The sequence below is a fragment of the Microbacterium sp. genome (assembly GCF_043427715.1).
GTDB lineage: Bacteria > Actinomycetota > Actinomycetes > Actinomycetales > Microbacteriaceae > Microbacterium.
In genome coordinates, this window is sequence record NZ_JBHWTD010000085.1 from 1 (window position 1) to 6,572 (window position 6,572).

The following is a 6,572-nucleotide window of genomic DNA, read 5'->3' on the forward strand; positions in this document are numbered from 1 at the left end:
CCGTGATCGTCGGCAGCGCGATCACAGGGATCATGGTGATTCTGACAGGGGGGTCCTGATGTCCACCGACGCCGAGCACACCGCGGAAGGCGCCCCGACGGAGCTCGCCATCGAGTTCTGCGGGGAGTGGTTCCACCCGTCGCGGACGGCCCCGTTCTCGATCGGCCGCGACGCCGACCTCGTGATCGACACCAACCCGTATCTCCATCGTCGGCTCCTGGTCGTCGAAGCCGAGCGGGATCTGTGGTGGCTCGCCAACACGGGGCGGTCGATCTCCGTCGCCCTCGCGACCGCGGACGGCGCCTACCAGGCGATGCTCGGCCCGGGCACCCGGGTGCCGCTCGTCTTCCCCGAGCTGATCGTCATGTTCACCGCCGGCGCCTACACCTACGAGTTCACGATCCGGAACAGCGCCGCACGCTTCACCGGCCGCGGTCCGGGTCCGGTCGCCGACGACGACACCGACGGCGGGACGACGATCGGTGCGGTGCCGCTCACCCTCAGCCAGAAGCAGCTGCTCATCGCCCTGTGCGAGCCGACGCTCCGGGGCGGGATGATGGGCTCCAGCCAGGTTCCCTCCTCAGCCGCCGCAGCGCAGCGGCTGGGCTGGCCGCTGACCACCTTCAACCGCAAGCTCGACAACGTCTGCGACAAATTCGACCGGGAGGGGGTCCAGGGTCTCCGTGCCGGCGGCGGCAAGCTCGCCACCAACCGTCGCGCGCGGCTCGTGGAGCACGCGATCCTCTCGCGCTTGGTCACCGCCGCAGACCTCCCGCTCCTCGACGAGACGACTCCCGCCGAGCGCTGACGGAGGCAGGCCGGGATACGCTGGAAGGCCATGCCCACGCCCGTCATCGCCTATCCCCCGGAGCTGCCGGTCAGCGCCGCGAGGGACGAGATCGCGCGCGCCCTCGAGGCGCACCAGGTCGTCATCGTCGCCGGCGCCACCGGTTCGGGCAAGACGACCCAGCTGCCGAAGATCTGCCTCGAGCTCGGCCGCACCCGCATCGCCCACACGCAGCCGCGCCGCATCGCGGCCCGCTCGATCGCCGAGCGCCTCGCACACGAGGTGCAGGTCCCCCTCGGGAGCACGGTCGGCTATAAGGTCCGCTTCACCGACGAGGTCACCGCCGACACGCAGGTGACGCTCATGACCGACGGCATTCTGCTCAACGAGATCCACCGAGACCGGCTGCTGCGGCGCTACGACACGATCATCGTCGACGAGGCGCACGAGCGATCCCTGAACGTCGACTTCCTCCTCGGCTACCTCGCACGGATCCTCCCGGAGCGGCCCGACCTGAAGGTCGTCATCACCTCCGCAACGATCGATCCGGAGAGCTTCGCGGCGCACTTCGCCTCCCCCGGTCGGGGCGACGAGCGCATCCCCGCGCCGATCATCGAGGTGTCCGGGCGCACGTACCCCGTCGAGATCCGTTACCGCCCGCACGATGCGGAGACCGAGGACGACGTCGACGGACTGCTCGGCGCTCTCCGCGAGCTCGACCGCGAAGCCGACGGCGACGTGCTGGTCTTCCTCCCCGGCGAGGCGGAGATCCGGGATGCGATGGATGCCGTCCGCGGCATGTACGCGAAAGACGCGCGACCCACGGAGGTGCTGCCCCTGTTCGGCCGTCTCTCCGCCGCCGAACAGCACCGGGTCTTCGAGCCGTCCGGCGTGGCCGGGGTGCGCCGCCGCGTCATCCTCGCCACGAACGTCGCCGAGACGAGCCTCACGGTCCCCGGCATCCGCTACGTCATCGACACCGGCACGGCGCGCATCTCGCGGTACAGCGCCCGCTCGAAGATCCAGCGCCTGCCGATCGAGGCGATCTCGCAGGCCTCCGCTCAGCAGCGCAGCGGTCGTGCCGGCCGCACGTCCGCCGGCATCGCGATCCGCCTCTACGGCGAGGACGACTTCGCCGCCCGCCCCGAGTTCACCGAGCCGGAGATCCTGCGGACCTCTCTCGCCTCGGTGATCCTGCAGATGCTCGCCCTCGGCTTCGGCGACATCAGCGAGTTCCCCTTCCTCACGAAGCCCGACTCTCGCGGCGTCAAAGCAGCGGTCGAGCTGCTCACCGAGCTCCGCGCCGTCAGCGGCCGCGGCGATCGCCTCCGGCTTACCGGGCTCGGGCGGAAGATCGCGCGCCTGCCCATCGACCCCCGATTCGCGCGGATGTTGCTGGAGGCCGAGACCCGCGGCGTCACCCGCGACGTGCTGCCCATCGTGGCAGGCCTGTCCATCCAGGACGTCCGCGAGCGCCCCGAGGAGCGACGCGAGGAGGCCGACCGGCTGCATGCCCGGTTCACCGACCCGACGAGCGACTTCCTCACGCTCCTGAACCTGTGGAACCACCTGCGCGATCAGCAGCGGGAGCTGGGCTCGAGCGCCTTCCGCCGCCTGTGCCGGAGCGAGCACCTCAACTACGTGCGCGTGCGGGAATGGTTCGACGTGCACCGGCAGCTGTCGAGCCTCACCGGCGCGAAGCGCGAGCGCGGCGACGCCGTCCGCACGGCGGGCGCGGCCGATCCGCATGCCGTGCACCGCGCCATCCTCTCCGGACTGCTCTCGCACCTCGGTGTCCTCGACACCCGCAGCACGCAGAAGGCCGACCCGACGAAGAAGAACACACGGCGTCCGCTCCCGCAGTACCGCGGAGCGCGGGGCGCGGGGTTCGCGATCTTCCCCGGCTCGGGACTGCGCAAGGCGAGTCCCGACGCCGTCATGGCCGCCGAACTTGTCGAGACCTCGCGCCTGTACGCCCGGACGGTCGCGGCCATCGACCCGGCGTGGGCGGAGGAGCTCGCCGGCGACCTGGTGAACCGTTCGCTGAGCGATCCGCACTGGTCGAAGGATGCCGGTGCCGCCGTCGCCGCCGAGAAGGTGACGCTGTTCGGACTCGAGATCATCCCCCGGCGCCGCGTGCAGCTCGCCCGCGTCGACCGCGACCTCGCTCGCGAGCTCTTCGTGCGGCACGCCCTCGTCGACGGCGAGTGGAACGTCGCGCACCTGGACAAGAAGCTCACGGCCTTCGAACGGCGCAACCACGAGCTGCGCCGGCGCCTCGAGCGCATCGAGGAGCGGGAGCGGCGCCGCGACATCCTCGTCGGCGACGAGGCCGTGTTCGCGTTCTACGACGCCCGCATCCCCCGCGACGTGTTCGACGTGCGCTCCTTCGAGACGTGGTGGCGTGACACCCAGAATCGTCAGCCGCGCCTGCTGGACATGACCGAGGCGGACCTCCTCGGCGAGGCCGGCCGCACCGACGAGCGCGACTTCCCCGCCCGATGGCGGCAGGGCGATCAGGTGCTGTCCCTCGCGTACCGGTTCGAGCCGGGCGCCCCCGACGACGGCGTCAGCGTCGTGATCCCCCTCGCCCTGCTCGCGCAGGTGCGACCGGACGGATTCGACTGGCAGGTTCCGGGCATGCGCGACGAGCTCGTCGCGGCGCTCATCAAGGCGCTCCCCAAGACGGTGCGCCGCCACGTCGTCCCCGCGGCGGACTGGGCGGTCCGTCTCGGGGCCGAGCTCGCCGGGTCGGGCCCGGAGGACACCGACGGCCTGCCCGCGCTGCCGCTGCGCGCGGCCCTCGCCGCCCGGATCCAGCACGTCGCCCACCAGAGGGTGACGGCCGACGATTTCGACCTCGGCCGCGTGCCCGGGCACCTCACGATGTCGTTCCGCGCCGTCGACCACCGGGGCCGGACGGTCGGCTCGTCGCGCGACCTCGCCGACCTGCAGGAGCGGCTCGCCGGTCGCGCCCGCGAGTCCGTCGCGCGCTCTCTCGCACCGGCCCGGAAGGCCGCCCCGGCGCCGGGCGCGGTGGCCGCGGCATCCGTCCCCGCTCCCTCTGAGCGCACGGGCCTGACGACGTGGGACGTGGGCGACCTCCCCGATGTCGTCGACACGAAGGTCGCCGGCGGCGTCGTCCGCGGATACCCCGCACTCGTCGACGCGAACGACAGCGTGTCGCTGCAGATCGAGGCCACCGCCGAGCGGGCCGCCGCGCTCACGCACGCCGGCGTCCGCCGCCTGCTGCTGCTCGACGTGCCGTCTCCCACCGCGTACGTGCTCGATCACCTGACGTCGGCGGAGAAGCTCGCACTCGCAGCCTCGCCGTACCCCTCTGCGAAAGCGCTCATTGAGGATGCCCGCGTCGCCGTGGCCGATGCCGTCCTGTCGGGCGCCCCCGTCCGCACCGAGGCCCAGTTCGCCGCCGCGCGCGACGCGTTCTCGGGTCGCGTGGTCGACGAGCTCTTCCAGACGGTGTCGCTCGCCGCCCGCATCCTCACGCTCCAGCGGGACGTCGAGAAGGCCGTCCGCGGCCAGAACTCGATGACGCTGCTGGCGGCGCTCGGCGACGTGAAGGCGCAGGTCGCCGCTCTCGTGCACCCCGGCTTCGTCTCTCGCACCGGCGTCGCCCGCCTCGCACACCTGCCGCGGTACCTGCAGGCAGCGCTCGAGCGCGTGCAGGGCCTCGCCGACAACCCGGGAAGAGACCGGCAGCGGCTCACCGAGATCGAGCGGGCGACGGCCCTCTACACGGATGCCGGGGGGTCGCTGCCCTTGCCGGCAGACGCCCCCGCGCACCTCGCCCGCGTGCGCTGGCTGCTGGAGGAGTACCGGGTGAGCCTGTTCGCGCAGCGCCTCGGCACGGCCGAGCAGGTCTCGCTCCCCCGCATCGTGAAGGCCCTCGCGGGCTCGGAGTGAGCCGCTGCCCGCGAGGGCCTGGTGTCGCCCTCTACGCCGCGACCCGGATGCCGTTCGAGCGACGGGCGGCGATCGCGGGGACGACGGTGGCGGCGACCGATGCCGGGTGGTCGTTCGGGCACGGACCCGTGCGCGAGGCCACCGCCCAAGAGGTGCTCGGCTTCGTCCTGGCTCTCACCGACACTCCCCCGCCGCTGCGCGCCCGGCCCCGGCCATAAGCTAGAGCGGTCATGGCTACTGCGATCACCTACACCGCACTCGGCGGACCCGACGTCCTCACGCTCACCGACATCGATCTGCCCGACCCCGGCCCCGGCGAGGTCGCTGTGCGCATCGAAGCAGCGGGCGTGAACCCGCTCGACCACAAGCTCCGCTCGGGGCTCCGCCCCTCCCCTCCGATCACGACTCCGCGGCGAGTCGGTGCCGACGGTGCCGGCATCGTCACCGCCGTGGGCGCGGACGTCGAGGGACTTCGCGTCGGTCAGCCCGTCCTCATCTCCGGCGGCGCGGGGCTGTACGCGTCGGATGTCGTCGTGCCCGCCGCGACGCTCACGCCGCGGCCGCCGCAGGTGTCGGCCGCCGAGGCCGCCGCGCTCGGCATCCCGTTCGGCACCGCCTACCAGACGCTCCGGTCACTCGCCGTCGGCGCCGGGGACACCCTCCTCGTCCACGGCGGCTCCGGCGCCGTGGGACAGGCCGTCATCCAGTTCGCCGTCCTGTGGGGAGCGCGCGTCCTCGCGACGACGAGCGACCGTCGTGCCGACCGCGTCCGCGCACTCGCTGCGACGCCCATCGCCTACGGCGAGGGCCTCGTCGAACGGGTCCGCGCGGCGGCGCCGGAGGGCGTGACCGTCGCGATCGACATCGCCGGCACCGAGGAGGCGCTGCAGGCCTCGATCGACCTCGTCGCCGACCGGGACCGGATCGCGACGCTCGTGCGCGGCGCAGACGCCGACGGTCTGGGCATCCGCGCCTTCATGGGCGGGAGCCCGCGTCCGCTGACCGCTCAGGAGCAGGCCTGGCGCGCCGAGGCTATGCCCGTGACGCTGCACCTGCTGGCGGCCGGCCGCTTCTCCGTGGAGCTCGGGCCGCAGCTCCCCCTCGCCGAAGCCGCCGAGGCGCACCGCCTCGTGGAGTCGGGCGTCGACGGCAAGGTCGTCCTGCTGCCGTGAGCGTATGACCGCGTCAGCTCGCGCGGACCAGCTCGCGGTAGAAGTCGATGCCCGCGAGCCAGGATGCGACGCGGATGCGCTCGTTGTGGGAGTGCAGCGCGTCTCGCTCGGCGCGGGTGAGGTGGAACGGCGTGAAGCGATAGACATGATCGCTGATCGCGGTGAACCAGCGACTGTCGCTCGCACCGAGCTGCAGGTAGGGGGTCGGGATGACGGTCTCGCCGAGGGTCGCCGTCACCGTGCGGGCGAGGCGGTCCCAGACCCGGCCGCTGGCCGGTGAGACGGGCGAGGGCTCTGACCCGTGGCGGACGTCGACGGTCACCTCGGGGTCGGCGATGACGCGGCGGATCCGGTCCGTCGCGCCCGCCACCGAATCGCCCGTCAGCAGCCGGACGTTGACGCTCGCGCGGGCGGAGGTGGCCAGGACGTTCTCGCTCGGCGCCCCGGCGAGCTCGGTGACGACGGCCGTCGTCCGCACCAGCGCGTTCATCTCCGGGCCGAACTTCGGGAACACCTTCGCCAGCAGCGGACCGGTCAGCCCGATGCGCCGGAACACGACGCCCAGCGGCCCCGCCGTATGGGGCGCGAGCGCGTCGAACATCGCGCGCACCGGCTCGGCGATGCGCGCCGGGAACGGCCGGCGGTGCAGGCGGTGCATCGCACGGGCGAGCCGGGCCGTGGCGGGCACA

Annotated in this window: 5 protein-coding genes; 4 read left to right on the forward strand and 1 reads right to left on the reverse strand. The window is 72.8% G+C overall.

Going from position 1 to position 6,572, the window contains the following annotated elements:
- The first annotated feature begins 58 nt into the window (after positions 1 to 58).
- From ACHFGS_RS08910 to ACHFGS_RS08925, 4 genes are read left to right on the forward strand one after another with little or no spacing between them, the layout of a single operon-like run.
- Positions 59 to 808, forward strand: coding sequence for a hypothetical protein (locus ACHFGS_RS08910; RefSeq protein WP_394279017.1), 750 nt, complete (start codon positions 59 to 61; stop codon positions 806 to 808).
- 30 nt (positions 809 to 838) lie between these two features.
- Positions 839 to 4,711, forward strand: a complete 3,873-nt coding sequence (gene hrpA / locus ACHFGS_RS08915) for an ATP-dependent RNA helicase HrpA (protein WP_394289378.1) — start codon at positions 839 to 841, stop codon at positions 4,709 to 4,711.
- A gap of 47 nt (positions 4,712 to 4,758) precedes the next feature.
- Entirely contained in the window at positions 4,759 to 4,929 is a 171-nt protein-coding gene (locus ACHFGS_RS08920) for a hypothetical protein (RefSeq protein WP_394289379.1), read from the forward strand.
- A gap of 12 nt (positions 4,930 to 4,941) precedes the next feature.
- The gene (locus ACHFGS_RS08925) at positions 4,942 to 5,883 is read left to right on the forward strand and encodes a zinc-binding alcohol dehydrogenase family protein (RefSeq protein ID WP_394289380.1); all 942 of its coding nucleotides are present in this window, start codon (positions 4,942 to 4,944) and stop codon (positions 5,881 to 5,883) included.
- 13 nt (positions 5,884 to 5,896) lie between these two features.
- Here the strand turns inward: ACHFGS_RS08925 and ACHFGS_RS08930 are convergent.
- Positions 5,897 to 6,572: M20/M25/M40 family metallo-hydrolase (locus ACHFGS_RS08930; RefSeq protein ID WP_394289381.1), on the reverse strand; the 676-nt coding region annotated here is incomplete at its 5' end.

Coding starts and splice junctions, on each gene's coding strand:
- ACHFGS_RS08910 (WP_394279017.1), top strand. CDS start 59: ATGTCCACCGACGCCGAGCACACCGCGGAAGGCGCCCCGACGGAGCTC.
- hrpA (WP_394289378.1), top strand. CDS start 839: ATGCCCACGCCCGTCATCGCCTATCCCCCGGAGCTGCCGGTCAGCGCC.
- ACHFGS_RS08920 (WP_394289379.1), top strand. CDS start 4,759: ATGCCGTTCGAGCGACGGGCGGCGATCGCGGGGACGACGGTGGCGGCG.
- ACHFGS_RS08925 (WP_394289380.1), top strand. CDS start 4,942: ATGGCTACTGCGATCACCTACACCGCACTCGGCGGACCCGACGTCCTC.